Origin of the sequence: Phnomibacter sp., from assembly GCF_036803085.1 — a bacterium.
In the GTDB taxonomy this organism is placed as follows: Bacteria; Bacteroidota; Bacteroidia; order Chitinophagales; family Chitinophagaceae; genus Phnomibacter.
Map to the genome: position 1 here is coordinate 199,316 of NZ_DAIRUZ010000006.1, position 20,742 is coordinate 220,057.

Below are 20,742 nucleotides of genomic sequence, written 5' to 3' on the forward strand. Positions count from 1 at the left end.
AGCAGTTGTACATATCCGGGCTTCGGTTTCCCGCTGTTCGCTTATAGTGCCCCGCTAAGGCGGTGCAGCTACCGCTACCATCGGGGCTATCATCAGCAGTAGTACAGTTGTCAGCATTCCTGCTTTTTGCACACATCACTTGTAGGTGTAGTTACCAGCAATATCCATTTAAGCAGTTGCTGAAACAGAAACCCACTGCAGCTGCAATCCACCTTATTTTTGCCCAAAATTTTTCCGTTGCCAACAGATGTTTTGCTGCTTACGCCGCCGTTTACTCAGCTCAATACGCCCTATCCAGCTACTGCCTACCTAAAAGGTTTTTTCAACACCAAAGGCATCAGTAGTCGCCAGGCCGATTTAGGTATCGAAGTAACCCTGCGTATGTTCTGTGCCACTGGTCTCCGCCGCATTTTCGACATGGCAGCCCACAAGCAGGAATCTTTCAGCGACAACAGCCGGCGAATTTTTTCATTACAAGATTTGTACATACACACCATCAACGATGTGGTGGCATTGCTGCAAGGTAAAAAGCCTACCCTGGCACAACTCATTGCTAAACGGGGCTACCTACCCGAAGCAAGTCGCTTTGCACAGCTCGATGATTTACATTTTTCATTTGGCAGCATGGGTTTTCAGGATCAGGCCAAACATGTGGCTACCATGTACCTCGAAGACCTCGGCGATTTTATTAAAGAAAATATCGATGAACATTTCGGCTTTAGCAGGTATGCAGAAAGGCTAGGCCGCAGTGCCAACAGCTTTGATGAATTGTATGCAACATTGCAACAGCCACTCAGTTTTATAGACGAACTAACGATTGAGCAATTAGACATTCATGTACAAGCAGCGCAGCCAAAGCTGGTTACGCTATCTGTTCCATTTCCCGGTAACTTGTTTAGTTCATTGCGCATTGCGCAATATTTACGACAGCAATATCCGCACATAAAAGTGGCCATGGGTGGAGGCTTTGCTAATACAGAATTGCGCAGCCTAACCGATAAGCGGGTTTTTGAGTTTTATCATTTCATCACTTTAGATGATGGCGAAAGGCCTTTAGAGCAACTGCTGAAATACATAGATGGTGATTGTACCAAAGATGAATTGAAGCGTTGTTTTTTGATAAACAATAATGAGTTGCTGTACATAAATACCACTACCTGCAGCGATTATAAAATGAGTGAAGTGGGTACGCCGGATTACAGCGATTTGCTCTTGTCGGAATACATTAACGCCATTGAAATAGCCAACCCCATGCACAGCCTGTGGAGCGATGGCCGTTGGAATAAACTCACCATGGCACATGGCTGCTATTGGGGTAAATGTACCTTTTGCGATGTAAGCCTCGATTACATCAGGCTGTACGAACCTGTGGCCGCAGCGCAGATTGTCGACCGCATGGAACAACTCATTGCACAAACCGGTTTCAATGGGTTTCATTTTGTAGATGAAGCAGCACCGCCATCTCTCATGAAAGCATTGAGTATCGAAATTATCCGGCGCAAACTAAATGTTGCGTGGTGGACGAATGTTCGTTTCGAAAAAAGTTTTACGCAAGACCTTTGCTATTTGCTGAAAGCAGCTGGCTGCATTGCTGTAAGTGGTGGCCTCGAGGTAGCCAGCGACCGTCTGTTGCAGCTTATCAACAAAGGCATAACGGTGGCACAGGTGGCCCGGGTAAACAAGCATTTTACCGAAGCTGGTATTATGGTGCATGCCTACCTCATGTACGGTTTTCCAACACAAACGGCACAGGAAACCATTGACTCACTCGAAATGGTACGACAGTTGTTTGAAGCTGGTGTGCTGCAATCGGGCTTCTGGCATCAGTTTGCTATGACCGCCCATAGCCCCGTTGGTTTGGCCCCCGAAAAATTTGGGGTGAAGGCGGTTATTCCTGAGGTGCCATCTTTTGCCGATAATGATGTGGTGCACGAAGACCCCACCGGTGCCGAACATGAACTGTTTAGCGATGGGTTAAAAAAATCGCTGCATAACTACATGCACGGTGTAGGTTTTGATGTGCCGTTGTACAAGTGGTTTGAACATAAAGTGCCCAAAACTGCTGTGCCACCAGATTACATACGGCAGATACTGTTGGAGCCCGAATTCAGCAGCCATTCACCCAATGCTAAACTCATTTTTTTGGGACCACTGCCAGGTATAGAATATTTTGTAAAAAGCAAAAAGGGTAGCAGCTGGAGCATGGCATCTTTAAAGTTCGAAAGCCGTAGCAAAACCATCAGCATCAGCGTGGCCGATACGCAGGGTAAATGGCTGCATGAGCTACTCCAAAAAATACACATTGACCAACCAAAGCAATGGACACTGCAAGAAGTGAAGGCTGATTATGCCGCGGCTGGCTTGGAGCATTTTGAATTATTTTGGGACAACAAACCCATGTTGGGCATGAACAAAGCCGGACTTTTACTGGTTTAACAAGTGGGTATTTTTTTCTCAGATTCTGAATGATTTGAATCTGAATTGTCCTTAATATTGTGTATATTTTACATGTCTTGCTTATGAAAAAACTTTTACTCGCAGCAGTATTGCTGGTCGGTCAGGCCTATGGTCAATCCACTTATAGTGGCAATACAAAAACCGGCTTTGGCGGAACCATCGGTAACGGTTCACTCGTTGTAACCGAATCGGGGAATGATATTATATTCTCACTTACAACTGGTGCGGCATTTGGCGCCAACGACAATCTGGTCATTTATTTTGATTCAGAAGCTGGCGGGCTTGCCAATACCACAACCATCAACGATGATGCAGACGGTGGCCGTGCTTCAGTATCTGGCAACAGTGGGAGCAACACTTCTGAAGTAACCTTCCCTGCCGGCTTTACTGCCGATTACGGTTTGGCATGGGGAACTTTTGGCTCGGCGTTGTTTAAGCTCACTCCCGGTGGTAGTGGTTCTCTTACGTTTGTGAGCTCCAACAGCAACACCAGCAGCAGAACTATCCCCAAATCTGAGTTAGGAATTACTGGTGCTATTACATTCAAATTTGTAGCTACTTATGTATCAAACTCGGCTTATCGTAGCAACGAAGCATTGGTGCAAAACATTGGTGATGGCTCGGAAAGTGGCGGAAACTTCGGTTTTAATCCCATCACTTTCTCTGCCAGTAACGATTTTCCGCTGGTACCATTAAATGTAACGCTTAAGCAATTTGGTGCCCGCAGGCAAGGTCAGTCTGCAGAGCTTAACTGGAAGGTTAGCTGCACAGGTGCTTATGCCACATTTGAGCTGCAGCGCAGTGCCGATGGTAAAAACTTTTCGAAAGTATATTCAGAAAAAGCTACCGCAGCCCGTTGCAACGAGCCTTTCACCTTTGCAGATGCATCAGCAGGTGCCGGCAAGCTTTTTTATCGCTTAAAACTTACCAGCGATGCGGGCAGAGTTACCTACAGCAGCGTAGCCATACTGATGGCTACCGGTTCGGCACAAGGATTTAGTATGAGCCTGGTGCCCAATGTTGTATCCGGCAATGCATTGCCGCAACTGAGCAGTAATCAAAAAGGCAACGCCCTTATCCGTGTGGTGTCTGCTGGCGGACAGGTATTGCAGTCGCAGCGGGTAAACCTCGTAGCTGGTAGCCAAAGCGTTGCTTTGCAAACAGCCACTTTGCCAGCGGGTATGTATACGATCGTTTTGTCTGACGAATCAAACCTGTTGCAACAAATTCGGTTTGTGAAGCAGTAATTTTTTTAATGATAAAAAAGCCAACAGCCTGCACATTGCGGGCTGTTGGCTTTTCATAGCAATGCCTGTTTCAATTTTACTGAACCATTAAAGTGTAGTGGCACTGCCATTTTTACACAAAAAGGCCGTTGGCAGCATTCTTGTCGCTTCTACATTTGCACTCAATTTTTAGCTATGGAACAGCAAGAATTGCATAAAAACGAAGAAATGACTGACAATAACGCAGAATCAGTAGCAGGCGAAAGCATGAATACTGATGAAAATGTAGCAGGTACCAACAACCTGAATGAAGCCGTGGCTACCGAAAATGAAATGGAAAAACTGCAGGCAGAACTGGCAGAACAAAAAGACAAATACCTGCGCCTGTTTGCCGAGTTCGACAACTACAAACGCCGTACGGCTAAAGAACGCATTGAGCTGATCCAAACCGCAGGCCGCGAAGTAATTGGCTCCCTGCTCGATGTGCTCGACGATTGCGAACGGGCCGAAAAAACCATGGAAGCGGCACAAGATGTAGCCGTGGTGAAAGAAGGTGTTCAGCTGGTATTTGCCAAGCTGCGCAGTACCCTGGAGCAAAAAGGCCTCAAACCCATGAGCAGCGTAGGCGAGGAGTTCAACCCCGATTTGCACGAAGCCATTACCGAAATACCGGCTCCAACTGAAGACATGCAGGGCAAAGTGATAGATGAGATACAGAAAGGCTATTACCTCGGCGAAAAAATCATTCGCTTTGCAAAAGTGGTGGTCGGTAAATAATGTGTAAATGGGCAAATGGGAAAATGTGTCAATGCACTCATTTATCATCAGCCTGTTTTATATCACCAAGCTCCATTAGCACATTCGCTAATTGGCACATTGGCAAATTAAGTTTATGAGTTCGAAAAGAGATTTTTACGAAATACTGGGCGTTAGCAAAACCGCTTCGGCCGATGAGATTAAAAAAGCTTATCGCAAAGTGGCCATGCAGTTTCACCCCGACCGTAACCCCGGCGATAAAGCGGCAGAAGAAAAATTTAAAGAAGCAGCAGAAGCCTACGAAGTGTTGAGCGACGCTGATAAACGGGCACAGTATGACCGTTTTGGTCATGCAGCATTTGGTCCTGGCCGTGGTCCCGGTGGCGGTGGTCATCCAGGCGGCATGAACATGGATGATATTTTCAGCCAGTTCGGCGACATTTTTGGTGATGATATTTTTGGCAGCTTCTTTGGCGGCGGCGGTGGTGGCCGTGGCGGTCGTGGCGGCCAGAGCCGTGCCCGTGGTACCCGAGGCAGCGACCTGCGGGTAAAAATCAAACTCAACTTTGAAGAGATTGCCAAAGGCGCCAGCAAAACCATCAAGGTGAAAAAATACGTGGGTTGCCAAACCTGCGGTGGCAGCGGGGCCGAAGACAAAAGCAGTGTGCAAACCTGCGGTACCTGCGGCGGTAGCGGCCAGGTGCGCCGGGTGCAAAACACCTTCCTCGGTCAAATGCAAACCGTAACCACTTGCCCTACTTGTAATGGTGAAGGCACCAGCATCACCGCCAAGTGCGGCAGCTGCAAAGGCGATGGTCGGGTGTTTGGCGAGGAGACGGTAACTGTGAACATACCTGCTGGTGTGCATGAGGGCATAGAGCTGCGGGTAGAAGGCAAAGGCAACGCCGGCGAACGGGGTGGCTATGCTGGTGATCTGCGGGTGCTGATTGAAGAAGAACCCCATGCAGAACTGCACCGCGATGGATTGAACGTGGCTTACGAGTTATATGTTTCTTTCCCCGATGCGGTGTTTGGCACCGAAGTACAGGTGCCGACCATTGATGGTAAGGCCAAAATCAAAATACCAGCCGGTACGCAGAGTGGTAAAATTTTCCGCCTCAAAGGCAAAGGTTTCCCCAGCTTGCAGAGCTACGAAAAAGGCGACCAGCTCATTCATGTAAATGTGTGGACGCCACAGCATGTAAGCAGCGAAGAAAAAGCCATGTTGGAAAAAATGAATGGCAGTCAAAACTTTCAACCTGCACCAGATAAAAACAGCAAATCCTTCTTCCAGAAAGTGAAGGAAATGTTTGAATAACGGAACTGTATTTCAGTAATCAATAGCCATCCAAAAAGGGTGGCTATTTTGTTTTCCGCTTTTTGCGCCAGCGCTGTTGAATGGGTGCTGGATTGTACACCTGTTGTGTTTTCTGCAGCAATTGTAAAAAGCCTGCATCCGATTTGTTCTCGGCGGCAAAGCATTGTGCAGCCAGCGTCATCACATCTGTAAAAGATACGGGCTGTTGTGGCGTAGCCTGGCGGAGCAACTGACCGTACCAGGCCAGGGTTGTTGCTTTTTTAAACGTGGCATCTGCCAACGGCAAAGCCATTGGGGCTGCAGTAAATGGAATGTTGTGGGCAATCTGCACACTATCCCGCAGCAGGCATTTGTATTGCAATTCCCAAGAGCCTTGCAGCGGCGTTTGAATACTGGCATTGCCCTTGGGTACAATTTCCAGCATGGCCACTATGGTTTGGCCAGAGCCAATGTTGGCGCCATTCAATAATAGTGTGTTGTTGGCCAAAGCCTGCCGCCTGTTGTCGTAGCCAACGAGCTTGTATTGCTGCACCACGCTGCTGTCGAAATACACATGAATGCTGGCGTCGGCGGCTACATGGTAGAGGTTCTCCGTCAGCTCTTGCACCATCACTTTTTGCGCTTCTTCTTCGGTATCGAGGTAGGCAAAATTGCCATTGCCCATTTTGGCCAACACTTCAATTTTACTGTCTTTATAGTTGCCCATGCCTACACCCAAACAACTGAGTGTGACTCCGGTATGTCTGTATGCTTTGATGAGTCTTTCCAGTGCTTCATCTTCTGTAATGCCCATGTTGAAATCGCCATCGGTAGCCAGTATCACTTTGTTTACCCCGCTATCCAGTGCATTGGTCGTAGCAAGTTCATACGCCAGTTGAATGCCATTGGAACCTGCTGTGGCGCCACCCGCAATGAGTGCATCAATAGCTGCACGTATGCTGTCTTTATACTTCCCCGAAACGGGTGGCAACATAATGCCCGGCGAACCGCCGTAAGTGACAATAGCAACCCTGTCTTGCGGCCGCAAATGCTCCACCAGTTTTTTAAAACCATTCTTCAACAATGGCAGGCGGTTGTTTTCTTCCATGGAGCCACTGTTATCAATAAGAAAAACCATGTTGGCCGGGGGCAAATTTTCTACGGGAATTTTTGGCGCTACCACATTCAGCATCAACAACAAATGGCTGGCATTCCATGGGCAAACGGATAATGCCGATGCCATGCCCATGCTGCTGTCGCCGGGTTGTGCCTGTGGCAATTGAAGATTAAAGTAATTCCAGAGTTCTTCGATACGTACGGCATTGGGCGGTACCTGTGTGCTGTGGGTGATGAACCGCCGGATATTGCTATACGATGCATGGTTGTTGTTGGGCACAAAACCAACGGATGGAAACGCATTTGTATTGGTGAAATGATTGGGCACAATTTCGTTGTACGATTCGCCATTGCCCGTGGCTATTTCCGGAGCATGTTGTTTTTGCTGTGGCGCCATGCTCAGGCTCGATAGTCTGCTTTCCAGTTTAGCTTTTTGCAGCATGGTAGCGTTGTATCGAAGCACAACCTGCTGGTATTTGCCGTGCATCAATACTATTTGCGTAGTGTCAAAACCTTCTGCGTAGCAGGTGGCGGTATCTGTAGCTACAAATGCAGAAATGCCAAACTCGCCACCACTGCCGGCCTGATACAGCAATTGATTGCTGCGCAGTTTGATGTTGACAAAAGGTATGAGGGTGCCGGTGCTGTCTTTGAAACCACCTGTAAAATAGAATGACTGTGCATGGCTCACGGCGGGGCAGAGGAGCAGGCACAGCAAAGCGCATTTACCGATATGTTGCAGGTAGTGTAGCATGATGGCACAGCGGTACCACGGCATTTCTTCAGTACCTACAACGTAGCGGCCGTGGTTTTATTAGTCTTTCAGCTGATAAATTTCAGGCAAATTGCGGCCAAAACCATCATAATCAAGGCCATAGCCTACCACAAATTTGTTGGGGATGGTGATGCCGATGTATTTCAGGTCGAGGGGATGCACCTGGGCCTCGGGCTTGTGCAGCAGGGTACAAATAGACAAGCTGGCGGGCTGCTGGTGTTCTATTTCGGGCAGAAATGCCGACAGAGTTTTGCCGGTATCTACAATGTCTTCGAGGATAATAACGTGCCGGTTTTTAATCACTGTATCCAAACCGATAGCCGTAATCACATGGCCGCTGCTCTTGGTGCCCTTGTAAGAAGCCAGTTTGATAAAACAGATTTCAGCCGGAAAGTCGAGCTTCTTAAACAGGTCGGAAGAAAACATGAAAGAGCCGTTCAGGATGGCAATAAACAACGGCGTTTTGTCGCCATAGTCTGCTTTGATTTGTGCCGCCAGCGTAGCAATACTTGCATCAATGGTTTCGGCATCCAAAAAGGGTACAAACGATTTATCGAGAACCTGAACGCTGGCAGACATAACGGCTGAGTTTTAAAGCGGCGAAAGTACGACCCCACCCGCCATCAGCAAAAAGAACTGCGGGCAAAGCAGTACACTTATTTGCTACGTACAGTGCTGTTAGTCGCTGGCTGCAGCAATACTTTGGTGCCGGCAGCCAATGGTTCGTTGGCGTTAAGCTTGTTCCACTCTTGCAGTTGTGCCAGCCGGATGCCCTCTGTTTGGCTGATGTGCCACAAGGTTTGGCCTGTGTTGCTGGTCACAAATGGCTTGTCGGATTTTTTCTTTTTTCGCTCAACAAACAGCAGTTGTGCCTGCGGCAAAATATCGGTGCGGGCCATGTCGTTGAACTGGAGCAAATCTGCCAATGCCAAATTGTTGCTGGCAGCAATGGCCAGCAGGCTGGTGCCAGCCTCGGCCCACATTACCTTGGTTTCATTAATGTAAAAATAGCCGGACGGATAAGCTGTACTGGGGGCTACAGCAGCTGTTGGTTTTGAAGGGGCAGGTTCGTTGTTTACCTCAGGTGCAGCAGGCTTGGCTACCACTGGCACTACTACTTGCTCCACCACTGCCGGTTTGGGCTCTACTTTTTCTTCGCTGGCGGGTATTGCTACTGCGGGTGTTACAGGCGCAGGTATATTATTTTGCAAAGCCAATGCAGTAATGCTCTGCAGGTTGTTTTCTTCAATCACTTTTATGAGCTGTGCCACATACCTCGGGTTGGTAGCATAGCCCGCTTTTTTCAAACCTTCGGCCCAGCCTTTGTAATCATTTACGTCGAGGGTAAACAGGGCCGCATAACGACCATTGGCTTTCAGAAAGTTGGAGTGGTCGCGGTACGATTCTTCAGCAGAGGCATAAGCCCGGAAGCATTCGCCACGGGCATCATCATCGTGGTACACTTTATCGCCTGTCCAGGTGGCTTTGCATTTAATACCGAAATGATTGTTGCTGCGGCTTACCAAATCGCCTTTGCCGGCACCGCTTTCCAGCAGGCCCTGTGCCAGCTTGATGGACGCCGGTACGCCGGTGCGTTGTTGTTCGGCTATGGCAAGAGGGGCGTAGGTGTCAATGTATTGTTGATAGGCCGCATCTTGTGCCACGGCCCCACAAATGGTGAGTGTAAAAAATAGTGTTACAATTCCTTTTTTCAATTTCCTCATACTCATGCTTTTCTGGCGGCAAAATAAGTGCCAATTCTACAAACGAGGGCAAACTACCTCATGAAGAGGGATGAGAGGTGCAGCTTTTATACACGACAAGCCGAATACCGTGGAAAGCGGCGGATGTTTATTTGCCCTTGCATCGTTCCAAACCTGCCTTGGCCCGCTGTTCTATCGATTCTTCATAATCGTGGTTTTGCATGTCCATGGCTTTTTGAAAATATGCCCGGGCTTTACCAAACTGCCCGGTTTTTTCGCAAATCATGCCGGCCTGCAATGCTGACCGGGCAGCATAATACTCAGTCCGTAGGCTGCCCTGAGCGATGGTATAATCGTAGGCTTTCAGGGCACGGTCGTCGTAACCGAGATCGTCGTAAATGCGGCCGAGCCGATAGGCAAATTCCAACCTTTCGGCCACATCGGCAAAGTCGTTGGCACTTTTGCCTTCCAGAAGCTGGTAAGCTTCCTGGCTGTAGCCCCCGTCCGATAACAGCCTGGCTTTCAGCAGCATGGGGTTGGGCAATACCTGTGCCTTGGCTTCTTTCATGGCTCTTTTATCAGCATCAGCCAGCGTATTTCCTTTGGCTATCACCTGCTGCATACAAAACCGGTATTGTGGCATATTGCCTTGTAAAAAGTAGTGGTAACCCAACTTCAGCCAGGCATCTTTTACATAAAAACTGCCTTTGAAATGCTGCAAAAAACGAAGGAAGTACACATGGGCGTCTGCTTCCAGATGAAACAGTTTTGCGTAAGCCATTTCAAAATCCCAAACGGGAGTGATGAGGTAGTCGGCCGATTGCTTACGTTGCTGAATAATAACCTGGGTAGTGCGGCTGCGTTTATTGGTGAGGTGCAGGTTGGCCGCCATGTAAGCAAACAAGTGATTGTTCACCAGGTCGAGCTGCTGTTGCTCAATAAAAGCCATAGCTTCTTCGGGCTGGTTGAGCAGGTAGTTTTGCAGGTAGCAGTGGTAAAAAATACCTTCTTGCCGAAAGAGTTTGCCCCAGTAATCATTGGCTTGCAAAAACTGATGGAGCTGAAGCTGCCCTTGTTGCATGGTTCCGCTAAGGCCCATAACACTGCTTAGCCAGCGCATACTTTTGGGTATGGTGGATGCCACCATTTCCATGGGGCCAGTTATCATGTTGTTGGGCGAAAAACCCGGAAATTTTTCTTTGTTATCGTGGGCAAGTTTAAAAGCATCTCTAAAGTCCCAGCCGGCAGCCCATTTTTGGTTGAACTTAATATGGATGGCTGCCCATTGCAGGTGTACAATGGCTTGGGAAAAAAGGCGGAGTGGCGATGTTTTGGGTGCGGTGGCTAATCGCTCCAACCGCTGGCTGCGCAGTGGTTTAGCCCTGTCGTAGGCTGCTTTTTCTTCATTAAAAAAGAGGGTGAAAAAGTCGATGTAATTATCGAGCAGCACGGTGGCGAGGTTGTTGGGGTCGGCAGCTTTTTCGGCTGCAATCAACTTAATGGCGGGTTGCAACCGAAGGGCAATGATGTGCTGATAGGCTTGATAGCACCGGTCGTTGAACCGGAAATCTTGCTGGGCTTGCCCCGGCAAAAAGGTCAGTAAAAAAATGAAGCTATAAATGGCCTGTAGAAAAATCCTCACCCTGCAAAGAAAACAAAAAAGCGAAGCCCACGTGGAACTTCGCTTTTGATATAGTTGGGCCAAAGGCTTATTTAATTTCGATGCTATCGTTGGTCTCCTGATCTACGAGGATGCGGCCGCAGTTTTCGCACACAATAATTTTTTTGTGCTGGCGAATTTCGCTTTGGCGCTGCGGGGGCACAGCATTAAAGCAACCGCCGCAGGCATCACGCAGTACGGGTACCACGGCCAGGCCATTGCGGTAGTTAGAGCGGATGCGGTCGTAAGAAGCCAACAGGCGTTCTTCAACCTTGCCACGGGCTTCGTTGGCAAGACCTTGATAATGAAGCTCTTCTTTTTCAGTATCTGCAATAATTTTTTCGAGTTCGCCTTTTTTGGCAGCCAGTGTACCCTCTTTGGTTTGAATAGCTTTATTGGCGCTATCGAGTCGGCGGGCTTTTTCCTGCAGTTCTTCCTGAGCGTCTTTGATGTGCTTTTCAGCCAGTTTTACTTCCAGCTGCTGCATCTCAATTTCTTTATTGATGGCTTCGAATTCGCGGCTGTTTTTTACGTTGTTGCTCTGAGCTTCATACTTTTTGATGAGCTCTTCAGATTCAACAATGCTGGCTTTTTTCTGGTCAACAAATTCGTTGATGCCATTAATTTCTTCTTCGATGCGGGTACGGCGGTGATGCAAACCCTGCAGTTCATCTTCCAAATCGGCTACTTCCATAGGAAGTTCGCCCTTGAGGATGCTCATTTCGTCGAGCTTAGATTCAATCTTTTGGAGTCTTACCAGCGATGCGAGTTTTTCCTGAACCGAAAAATCCTTAACAGTGGCCATGGATAAATATCAATTTTAATTGAAAATCAGCGAATTGAAACCAAACTCAGGCAAAGTAACGGACCGGATTGGTTTGTACGGCTGAATGAAGGACGGCAAAGGTAGGGAATTTGGCCTTCAAATATGTGGCCAGCCCTTGTACTGTGTACTGTTCGCTTTCGTAGTGGCCAATATCGGCCAGTAAAAGGCGGCCATCAGCATCGAAAAACTCGTGGTATTTCACATCGGCGGTTATGAATGCATCAGCGCCGGCGGCTATGGCAGCACCAGTTAAAAAGCTGCCAGCTCCGCCACACATGGCTATGGTGCGAATGGGCCGGTTGATAAACGGCGTATGCCGGATGATTTGTAAGCCAAACGCCGTTTTGATGCGCTGCAAAAAATCTGTTTCGGTAATACTGCCAGATAGCTCTCCAATAATACCTGCTCCGGTTTGTGGTAGCTCATTTTGTAATGAAATCAATTGGTAAGCAGGGGTTTCGTAGGGGTGTGCCTGGTGAAGCGCAGCCATTATTTTGCCCGCCAAATGAGCAGGAACAGCTACTTCTATGCGGGTTTCCTCCACCCACTCCAGCGGCCCGCCGGCTGCACCAATGGCGGGCTGGGCATTTTCCAACGGACGAAAACTGCCCATGCCTTCGGTATTGAAACTGCATTCGGCATATTGGCCAATGGCGCCGGCTCCGGCAGCATACAGTGCTTCTCTCAGCATTGCTGATTGTGCAGCGGGTACATAAGTAATGAGGTATTGCAAAGTGCCGGGCCGGGGTTGCAGCACCTGCAGGCTTTTGGTTTTGAGGCCTAGCTTTTCAGCCATCCAGTAGTTTACACCAAACTGATAATTATCCAGGTTGGTATGAATGGCATAAATAGCAATATCGTGTTTGATGGCTTTAATAATGGCTCTTTCGGGGTAGCTGTCGCCGGAAAGTTTTTTTACCCCCCGAAAAAGGATAGGGTGATGCGCTACTACCAGATTGCAGTTTTTTTCGATGGCTTCTGCAATTACTTCTTCGGTAGCATCGAGGCTACAAATGATACCTGTGCAATTCCAGGACTTTTTTCCCGTTATGAGACCGGCATTGTCGTAAGACTCTTGCCAGGCAAGCGGCGCCAGTAGTTCTAATTGAAAAAGAATATCGCTGATGAGCATGGTGGTTACAATTGGGTAATGATTGGGTACAAACTTAGCCAGATTGTAATTGGTTGTCCACATTTAAGCATTGCAGTTTGAGAGCAGTTTTTTTGGCAGGCAATTTGTAACTTATGAGCAAAAGGTGCAGTGGCTGGCGGGTAAACAAATGTGTACATCTGAATAAACACCCAATAGCAGGCACAAAACCAAAACTATCTTGGCAGAGGCTGAGGCATACAATACACAATGGAGGGGCACAGGCACCCGGAGGACGAGGCAAATACATGAATATCCGATTACTTTTTTTATGGAGTTTACTGTTTGCCTGCTTACAGGGCAATGCACAATTGACGGCGCAATTTTCCGCCGATCAATTGAGTGGTTGCGCACCTATCAGGGTCATATTTACTGATCAATCTACTGGTACACCCGATCGCTGGCGCTGGGACTTGGGCAATGGTGTAATCAGCACGGCTCAAAACCCGAGCACAACTTATTTTACGCCGGGGGTTTATACAGTAAGCCTTACCGTATACAGAGGCACTACCGATTCTGCAACTATCACTAAAACTTCTTTCATTAACGTATATGCCAACCCAACTGTAAATTTTGGGGCTGTTCCCCGGTTTGGTTGCTTGCCATTGAGTGTTCAATTTACCGACAGTAGCATAGCGGGCAGCGGTACATTACAAAGCTGGACATGGGATTTTGGCGACGGCACTCTCAGTAATCAACGTAATCCATTACACTCATATACCACCCCCGGCAGTTTTACCATTACACTTACTGTGCAAAATAGTGAAGGTTGCAGCCGCACTTTATCGTTGGATAATTATGTTCGGGTGGGAGACTCGCTGTTGGCACAGTTTACAAAAACTGTGGCCCGAAATTGCGTGGTGCCGGTTAATGTGGCATTCACCAGTACCAGTATTGGTACTAACATCACCTCGTGGCAATGGAATTTTGGTGATGGAAACAGCAGCGCTGCCACCAACCCGATTCATACCTATAATGCTGCCGGAGAATATGATGTTGAACTGATTGTAACCAATGCAGGAGGTTGCTCTGATACCATTATACAAAGAGCAGCAGTAACTGTGGGCAGCCCTACGGCAGCCTTTAACATAGGTGCTGGGCCATTTTGTATTGGTCGCCCGGTGGCAATTCAAAATACGTCAACCCCCTTTGCCACTTTTGATTCTACCATATGGCGGTTTAGCGATGGAGTGGTGGTGCGGCAAAGAGATGTGAGTCGCATTTTTAATACCCCCGGTGTGTACACATTTAGTATGGCTGTGTGGAAGGGTGGTTGTGTTGATTCAACTCAAGGCAGTTTTACGGTGCTTGATAAGCCAGCGCCAACATTTAGTTATAGTCCTGCTATTGGGTGCCGGGTACCTCATGTGGTTAATTTTCAAAATACCACACCCAATAGCACCGTCATAGGCTGGACTTTTGGAAACGGCCAAACCAGTACGCAGCAATCTGCAACTGCTACTTACAATTCGTTGGGCACATTTAGTGTACGCATGATTGTGCGACATGATAATGGTTGTATTGACACACTGAATGTTCCGGCAGCTGTAAGAGTGGAAGCGCCCAGAATTACATCAATCAGCGGATTGCCTTTTGATGGTTGTGTGCCCTATGTGCAAACCTTTGTACCCGTTATTGTAACCAATGATTCTATTGTAAGCTATGCATGGGATTTTGGAGATGGTACCACTGCAGCAGTTCGCAATCCGACCAAAACCTTTGGAGTGGCAGGCTCGTTTACTGTTCGGCTAACAATAACTACACTGGGCGGGTGTACGGCCACACTCACAGGTAATGTTCTGGTAAGTGAAAAGCCTGTAGCTGCATTTACTGCAACGCCAAGGGATGTATGCCCTTCTACGGATGTATCTTTTACCGATCAAAGCACTGGCGCTATTACCCGCTGGCAATGGTTTTTTGGCGATGGCGGTTCTTCTGGCACACAAAATCCAACCTATCAGTATAACGATACAGGATGGATGAATGTGCGGTTGATTGTGAGTAATAATCAATGCCATGATACATTGACGGTGAATCGCTACATCTACGTACGTCCGCCGATTGCCAGGTTTACAGATTCATTTAGTTGTACCAATCAGTTTCAGCGTTTTTTTACTAATGCCAGCATTGGCGGTACACAGTGGAAATGGTATTTCGGCAATGGCGATTCATCATCTACCTATAGTCCCAATTATACCTACACCAATACAGGTGCTTACACCGTAAGGTTGGTGGCTTCAGATTCTTTATGTGAGCATGAAGCATCTATAGGGATAAATATTTATGATGAAGAGGCCAATATTGAAATGGAAAAAATGGGCACCTGCCGGAGTAACGAACTTCGGTTTTATGCCCGGGGCCCTAAGCTCAATCCGGCTAATATTGCCAACTATGAATGGACGATTAATGCGGAGTCTCCCATCAACACCGGTGTCAATTTTTTAGATCGGGTATTGACAGATACTGCAACCCTTGTAGTACGACTGGTGATTACAGATAGAAATGGTTGCAGCGATACAACCTTGCAAACCTTTACTATTGCAGACATAGGTACACGCATCAACTTTGGGCCAATCAGGCAAGATGTATGCGTTGGTAGCCTTGTCAATTTTACAGACTCTACCAGGTTTACCAGTACTAATCCTGTAAGAAGCTGGGAGTGGAACTTCGGATTTGGTAACGACTCTGTATTTACGTCGGCCCCCTTTGGAGTGGTGTACAATGCAGCGGGTGTTTACAATGTACGGCTAACAGTGGTCGATTCTTTGGGCTGCAGATATACACTTACACGCCCCGCCGCTGTAGAAGTGCATGAATCTACCGCCCGGTTTATTGCCAGCGATACGTTGGTGTGTTTGAACACTCCAATTCGTTTCACTAATCAATCCATTGGTTCAAATGGTTCTGTACTAACGTATAACTGGGATTTTGGCAATGGACAACAGAGCACCATACTCAATCCTTCGGTAACTTATGCAGCCGAAGGCGTGTACACTGTTTCGCTGGCCATTGCAGATAGCTATGGTTGTGTGGATACATTAACAAGACCTCAGTACATAACCGTAGCCAATGCCAGGGCCAGTTTTTCTATGAGTGATTCTTTTAGTACCTGCCCGCCTTTGTTGGTGATTTTTTCCAATACTTCTATCAACAACAGGCAAAACTTTTGGGACTTCGGCAATGGCAATAATTCCATTGTGGTAAGTCCTGCACATACATTTACAAGCCCCGGTATTTTTAATGTTAAGCTTCGAGTGGTGGGCAATGGCGGTTGTGTGGATTCGGTAACCCGTCAGGTAGAAATTCGTGGCCCACAAGGTACTTTTACCTATGGACCGCTCATTGGATGTCCGCCGCTGGGGGTTTCTTTTTCGGCTACAACCATTAACACCCGATATTATACATGGGATTACAGCGACGGTACTTCTGACCTTACAGGAAACAACACGGCAAACCACAATTATCTTACGCCGGGTTCTTATGTGCCACGCCTTATTTTGGAAGACGGCCTTGGCTGTAAAGTACCTGTTCAGGGAACGGATACCATACATGTGCTTGGTGCAAGAGCACTCATACAATCGGTTATGCAAAACGCCTTTTGCGATTCAGCTACTGTATCGTTTACCGATTCTTCTATTACCAACGATATAGTGGTGCGGTACCGCTGGCGCTTTGGCGATGGCATTGAGTCTTCGCTTCGAAATCCTACTCATACTTACAGAACGCCGGGTGTGTATCAGGTTACTTTTGAAGTGTGGACGGCCAATAATTGTTATGCTTCCGACACGTTGGATGTACCTGTGATAATTTCTCCATCGCCACAACTGGCCTACAATGCTCCACCAGCCGTTTGTGTGCCGGCGCAGGTGCAGTTTACGGGTGTATGGCTCAATGCCGATACAACGCAAATGAGCTATCAATGGAGTTTTGGCAACGGGCAGGTGAGCAATCAACTCATCCCTTCGCTGGTAAGTTATACACTGCCTGGTACGTATAACGTACAACTGATTGGTGTAAACAGGTTTGGATGTACTGATACCGTGTTGCAACCATTGATTGTGAATGATACGCCGAGGGTGGTAGCAGGGCCGGGCTTATACATTTGCCGCGGCACACCACAAGCATTACTGGCCACAGGCGCAGCTACGTATGTGTGGGATGCAGACCCAACGTTAAGTTGTACCAGTTGCGCATCACCACTTGCTAATCCTCCATCGAATCGCATTTACCGTGTTACTGGTACCGATGTAAACGGGTGTACTTCCAGCGATACTGCTTTGGTAAGGGTAAAAGCTCCCGGTATTTTAAGTATTGGCTTAGGCGATACCATTTGTGTGGGTGAATCAGTACAGTTACGGTCGCAGGGTTATGATATACTTTCCTGGTCGCCATCAGCCGGGTTAAGCAACCCCAATGTGGCTAATCCTGTAGCCCGGCCTGTAAGCACTACCCGCTATAGAGTTACCGGTTCCGATTCTTTAGGCTGTTTCACCGACTCTGCATTTGTATCTGTAGTAGTGTATCCAATTCCGCAGTTTAATATTGTAGAAACCAGCATTAGAACTGCAGGTGGAGTAGTCGTACCATTGCGTACACAATCATCGCCCGATATCATCAGGTGGAGTTGGTCGCCGGCACAGGGCCTTAGTTGCATTGTTTGTCCCGAGCCTAATGCAACAGTTAACAGACGTATTACCTACACTGCTACTGCTACCAATGCAGGTGGCTGTGTGGCAAAGGATACCATTTTTGTAGAGCCCTATTGCACTGGCGATAATGTGTTTTTACCCAATACTTTTTCGCCTAATGGTGATGGACAGAATGATGTGTTCTATCCTCGTGGAGAGGGAGTAATAGGTATTAAGAGTATGATCATTTTTAACCGGTGGGGAGAAGTGATGTATGAACGAAAGAATTTTGCATTGAATGATCCGACAACCGGTTGGAATGGCACGTACAAAGGCGTCGCCCTTACTCCGGATGTGTATGTTTATCTGGTTGAAGTGCAATGTGGCAATAATGAAATTTTTGGATTAAAAGGTAACGTAACGCTATTGAAGTAGCAAACAGCCATCATGCGTAAACACTACCTGCACATATCATTCTTTATCTTACTGCTGCCTTTGGGGCTGTTCAGTCAGGATATCCATTTGTCACAGTTTTTTGAAGCACCGCTGTGGCGCAATCCATCACTGGCGGGCATTTTTACCGGCGACTTCAGGGCGCAGGGTGTGTATCGTACCCAATGGGGGGCTGTTACTGTACCTTATCGTACTGGTTCATTTAATGCTGAATACAAAATGCCTATTGGAGCCGCCAACGATTTTCTTACCATCGGCGGGCAAATGATGTATGACATGGCGGGTACTACTAATTTCAAAACCACCCATCTTTTACCAACCATTAACTATCATAAATCGCTGAGCGATAACAAAACCAAATATCTGTCGCTGGGTTTTATGGGGGGATATGTGCAGCGATCTATCGATCAAAGTAAAGTAACCACCAACAGCCAGTACGATGGTACCGGCTGGAATCCGATGTTGAGCATCAATGAATCGTTGGCCAATTACAATCGTGGCTATGGCGATGCCAGTGTGGGGTTGTCTTTCAACTCGGGTATGGGCGAAAGTGAATACGATAATTATTTCGTTGGTGTGGCTTATCATCACTTCAACAGGCCATCCAATTCATTTTACAGAAACCCTGATATTGAATTGAGCCCAAAATGGGTGTATTCATTCGGGCTCCGCTTTGGCATGACGCCCAATACTTACCTCACTTTGCAGGCAGACCATACCCGGCAAAACAGCTACAATGAAACGCTGGCCGGCGGCATGGTAGGTTTTGCTTTGAGCGGATACGATTTTACCGACAGTCAATACAACATTCATTTCGGGGGCTTTCTGCGTTTGAAAGATGCGGTTATTCCTGTGGTAAAACTCGATTTCAAACCATTTTCTGCGGCCTTGAGCTACGATATTAATATTTCGCCACTGCGTACCGCTAGCCTGGGCAGGGGAGGGTTTGAGTTGTCCATTACTTATCAGGCATTTTTCGACAGAGATAACAGCACTAAAAATGCGGTACATTGCCCTCGGTTTTAATGCTGAGGTATGTACACGAATGTTTATTATCAAAAAAGGTTTTGGTGGTTGCTGCTGGCGGTTGCAGGCTTATTGTTTTTACACTTGGGCGCAGCTCCGGTGTACATTTTAGACGAAGCCAAAAATGCCCAGTGTGCCCGAGAAATGTGGCATGCCGGCGCATGGGTGGTGCCCACTTTTAATGGCGACCTACGTACTGATAAACCAGCGTTGCATTATTGGTTCATGCATGTGGCCTTCTCTATGTTTGGCGATGGCGCATGGCAAGCCCGTTTTTTTAGTGCCATCATGGGTATTGGTACCGTACTTATTACTTTTTTGTTTGTACGAAAACTCAGCACCGCTACGCATGCTTTTTTTTCGGCTCTTGCACTGGCGCTGTCTACGCATTTTTTATTCGAGTTCAGGTTGGCCGTACCCGACCCGTACCTCATATTTTTTACAGCACTTGGCTTGTTTTCTGCGTTGCAGTATTTACAGCAAAAAAGCACTTGGTGGTTGCTGGCTACAGCAGCCTCATTGGCATTGGCTACATTGGCCAAAGGTCCGGTAGCATTGGGTTTGCCCGGTATTGTAATACTGTTGTATGTAGTAATTCGCAAGCAGTGGTGGGTGCTCACAGATGTACGGTTATTACTGGCAGCTGTGGTGTACACAGGCATAGCAGCACCTTGGTATTGGGCAGTACATCAGGCCACACAAGGGGCCTTTACACAAGGTTTTTTTCTGGAGCACAACCTTAGCCGCTTTAGCAGCGAAATGGAAGGCCATGGCGGTCCGTTTTTTGTTACCATCCTCATTGTACTTATTGGCATGTTGCCTTTTAGTACGCACATTGCTTCACTCGCAGGCTTGATGCGCCGTAAGCCCATGTCTGATCTGGTGTTGTTTAGCCTGCTGGTATCATTGGTATACATCTTGTTTTTTACCATTAGCAGCACAAAACTGCCCAACTATCCCATGCCTTGCTATCCATTTGTAGCGGTACTGCTGGGCTATCTGCTTACAGAAATACTGCACGGAAATGCCACTTGGAAAAAATACACCTGGTGGGTGCTGGGGATAATCGGGCTGGCACTGCCCATAGGTGGTTTTGTGGCGTTGGGCATGGAACCGGAAACAGCCCCTTATCGCTGGTGGGCCCTTGGTTTGCTGGTGCTGCCCGTTGGCATTTTGCTGGCCGCCCTACGGCCACAAAGCAAACCCGGCAATGCCATTGCGTGGCTGGCGGGCACTTATTTGTTATTCAATACTTTTTTTCTGGCCATTGCTTATCCGTTGGTCTATCAGCAAAATCCGGTTACGCTGTTACAGCCCATTTTAAACAAGGGCAAAAACACAGTGGTGGCATACAAAGATTTCAATCCAGCTTTCCTTTTTAATGCCAAAAATCCAGGTTTTCGGATACAAGTTTTTACAGATACTGCGGAGTTGCACAAATTCTGTTCAGCTTTTTCTGCGCAAAATAAATCACCAGTTTATATCATCTCCAGAACAGATAAGTTGCTGGAATTGAATACGTTACCGCTTTTAGAGATTGCCCGCAAACGTGACCTTTTTGAAATTCCAACCACTGTTTTATTGCAATGGAAGGCAAATTTTGAAAATTGATTTTGCTCGAAAGCATAAATAACTATTTTTGCTGCCCCTTCAAAAAGAGAAGGTGTTC

General features: G+C 47.4%; 13 protein-coding genes. 7 read left to right on the top strand and 6 right to left on the bottom strand.

Annotated features, from left to right (window positions below):
* Positions 1–237 precede the first annotated feature (237 nt).
* The 4 genes from V7Q13_RS13180 to dnaJ all read left to right on the top strand — a co-directional run bounded on the left by V7Q13_RS13180 (position 238) and on the right by dnaJ (position 5,757).
* A complete protein-coding gene (locus V7Q13_RS13180; RefSeq protein ID WP_333801141.1) occupies positions 238–2,436 on the top strand; it encodes a B12-binding domain-containing radical SAM protein in 2,199 nt (732 codons plus the stop codon).
* A gap of 83 nt (positions 2,437–2,519) precedes the next feature.
* Positions 2,520–3,704, top strand: a complete 1,185-nt coding sequence (locus V7Q13_RS13185) for a T9SS type A sorting domain-containing protein (protein WP_333801142.1) — start codon at positions 2,520–2,522, stop codon at positions 3,702–3,704.
* 174 nt (positions 3,705–3,878) lie between these two features.
* The gene (locus tag V7Q13_RS13190) at positions 3,879–4,460 is read left to right on the top strand and encodes a nucleotide exchange factor GrpE (RefSeq protein WP_333801143.1); all 582 of its coding nucleotides are present in this window, start codon (positions 3,879–3,881) and stop codon (positions 4,458–4,460) included.
* Positions 4,461–4,575: 115 nt separating this feature from the next.
* A complete protein-coding gene (gene dnaJ / locus V7Q13_RS13195) occupies positions 4,576–5,757 on the top strand; it encodes a molecular chaperone DnaJ (RefSeq protein WP_333801144.1) in 1,182 nt (393 codons plus the stop codon).
* Between the two features lie 43 nt (positions 5,758–5,800).
* Here dnaJ and V7Q13_RS13200 read toward each other — a convergent pair whose 3' ends face one another.
* From V7Q13_RS13200 to V7Q13_RS13225, 6 genes are all read right to left on the bottom strand, one after another.
* Positions 5,801–7,606 carry a vWA domain-containing protein gene (locus V7Q13_RS13200; protein ID WP_333801145.1) on the bottom strand — a complete coding sequence of 602 codons (1,806 nt, stop codon included), beginning with the start codon at positions 7,604–7,606 and terminating at the stop codon, positions 5,801–5,803.
* A gap of 60 nt (positions 7,607–7,666) precedes the next feature.
* Positions 7,667–8,206: a hypoxanthine phosphoribosyltransferase gene (gene hpt, locus V7Q13_RS13205; protein ID WP_157477000.1), complete on the bottom strand. Its 540-nt coding sequence runs from the start codon at positions 8,204–8,206 to the stop codon at positions 7,667–7,669.
* Between the two features lie 77 nt (positions 8,207–8,283).
* Positions 8,284–9,351, bottom strand: a complete 1,068-nt coding sequence (locus V7Q13_RS13210; protein ID WP_333801146.1) for a glucosaminidase domain-containing protein — start codon at positions 9,349–9,351, stop codon at positions 8,284–8,286.
* Positions 9,352–9,478: 127 nt separating this feature from the next.
* Positions 9,479–10,921 carry a tetratricopeptide repeat protein gene (locus V7Q13_RS13215; RefSeq protein WP_333801147.1) on the bottom strand — a complete coding sequence of 481 codons (1,443 nt, stop codon included), beginning with the start codon at positions 10,919–10,921 and terminating at the stop codon, positions 9,479–9,481.
* A gap of 118 nt (positions 10,922–11,039) precedes the next feature.
* Positions 11,040–11,795, bottom strand: coding sequence for a zinc ribbon domain-containing protein (locus V7Q13_RS13220; protein WP_333801148.1), 756 nt, complete (start codon positions 11,793–11,795; stop codon positions 11,040–11,042).
* Positions 11,796–11,841: 46 nt separating this feature from the next.
* Positions 11,842–13,011 (bottom strand): Nif3-like dinuclear metal center hexameric protein, encoded by a 1,170-nt coding sequence (locus V7Q13_RS13225; protein WP_333801149.1) that lies wholly within the window; start codon positions 13,009–13,011, stop codon positions 11,842–11,844.
* Positions 13,012–13,214: 203 nt separating this feature from the next.
* On the opposite strand from V7Q13_RS13225, the gene V7Q13_RS13230 reads away from it, so the two are divergent.
* From V7Q13_RS13230 to V7Q13_RS13240, 3 genes are read left to right on the top strand one after another with little or no spacing between them, the layout of a single operon-like run.
* Positions 13,215–18,029 carry a PKD domain-containing protein gene (locus V7Q13_RS13230; RefSeq protein ID WP_333801150.1) on the top strand — a complete coding sequence of 1,605 codons (4,815 nt, stop codon included), beginning with the start codon at positions 13,215–13,217 and terminating at the stop codon, positions 18,027–18,029.
* A gap of 12 nt (positions 18,030–18,041) precedes the next feature.
* Positions 18,042–19,073: a PorP/SprF family type IX secretion system membrane protein gene (locus tag V7Q13_RS13235; protein ID WP_333801151.1), complete on the top strand. Its 1,032-nt coding sequence runs from the start codon at positions 18,042–18,044 to the stop codon at positions 19,071–19,073.
* 9 nt (positions 19,074–19,082) lie between these two features.
* Entirely contained in the window at positions 19,083–20,684 is a 1,602-nt protein-coding gene (locus tag V7Q13_RS13240) for an ArnT family glycosyltransferase (protein ID WP_333801152.1), read from the top strand.
* The last annotated feature ends 58 nt before the right edge of the window (positions 20,685–20,742 follow it).

Bases quoted from the DNA above. Each gene is read 5' to 3' on its own strand.
- V7Q13_RS13185 (WP_333801142.1), top strand. From the start codon at position 2,520: ATGAAAAAACTTTTACTCGCAGCAGTATTGCTGGTCGGTCAGGCCTAT.
- V7Q13_RS13190 (WP_333801143.1), top strand. From the start codon at position 3,879: ATGGAACAGCAAGAATTGCATAAAAACGAAGAAATGACTGACAATAAC.
- dnaJ (WP_333801144.1), top strand. From the start codon at position 4,576: ATGAGTTCGAAAAGAGATTTTTACGAAATACTGGGCGTTAGCAAAACC.
- V7Q13_RS13200 (WP_333801145.1), bottom strand. From the start codon at position 7,606: ATGCTACACTACCTGCAACATATCGGTAAATGCGCTTTGCTGTGCCTG.
- hpt (WP_157477000.1), bottom strand. From the start codon at position 8,206: ATGTCTGCCAGCGTTCAGGTTCTCGATAAATCGTTTGTACCCTTTTTG.
- V7Q13_RS13210 (WP_333801146.1), bottom strand. From the start codon at position 9,351: ATGAGGAAATTGAAAAAAGGAATTGTAACACTATTTTTTACACTCACC.
- V7Q13_RS13220 (WP_333801148.1), bottom strand. From the start codon at position 11,795: ATGGCCACTGTTAAGGATTTTTCGGTTCAGGAAAAACTCGCATCGCTG.
- V7Q13_RS13225 (WP_333801149.1), bottom strand. From the start codon at position 13,011: ATGTGGACAACCAATTACAATCTGGCTAAGTTTGTACCCAATCATTAC.
- V7Q13_RS13230 (WP_333801150.1), top strand. From the start codon at position 13,215: ATGAATATCCGATTACTTTTTTTATGGAGTTTACTGTTTGCCTGCTTA.
- V7Q13_RS13235 (WP_333801151.1), top strand. From the start codon at position 18,042: ATGCGTAAACACTACCTGCACATATCATTCTTTATCTTACTGCTGCCT.
- V7Q13_RS13240 (WP_333801152.1), top strand. From the start codon at position 19,083: ATGTACACGAATGTTTATTATCAAAAAAGGTTTTGGTGGTTGCTGCTG.